General features: G+C 45.4%; 1 protein-coding gene. It reads right to left on the bottom strand.

The genetic code is table 11. The features are described from left to right. Window positions 1-271 (bottom strand): hypothetical protein (locus tag ACFQEU_RS17965; RefSeq protein ID WP_379784380.1); only part of this gene is annotated, 271 nt, incomplete at its 3' end. Between the last annotated feature and the right edge of the window lie 260 nt (window positions 272-531).

Genomic DNA, 531 nt, shown 5'->3' with positions numbered 1-531 from the left:
TTATTACTGACAGCTTGCGCAGGAAGGGCCAGCCCAATACAAAGAGTAGGATGGGGCCGAGGTAGATGGGCATATAATCCCAGCCGCTCTCTGCGGCTAAACCGACTGCCGCGAAAAAAGTCCACGAAGAGCAGTAAACGGCGAGAGACAGGGCATACATCAGGGCTTTAACTTTTGGCGAAATCTGCGTTAAGCGCTCGGCTTTCCAGGCCACTAAAAACAGCAAGCCAGCATAGACAAACGCCAGTAACAGCACCAACTGACTATTCATAAGAGCCTGTTTTCGTTATTTTTTTGCAGTCTACCTAATTTATCGACAAGGTGTATTGTTCGACTTTCGTCTAAGGCGGCATTTGTGGTTGGATTTAGCAAGGCTAGTGATGCTTAGTCGCTTAGTTCTATAATGCTTAAACGAGCGTTTGAAGGTTTCGGGGTGTACATGCTTAAGTCAGGAATTAGTTTTGAAAAAGCCAAGCAGTTGTTTGAGTTTATGGTTTCATTTAACAAGGGCGACCATTTTCATCAATTGGG

It is taken from the genome of Halorubrum tibetense (assembly GCF_042661865.1).
Classification (GTDB): Archaea; Halobacteriota; Halobacteria; order Halobacteriales; family Haloferacaceae; genus Halorubrum; species Halorubrum tibetense.
This window is presented reverse-complemented; position numbering and strand designations above follow the sequence as displayed.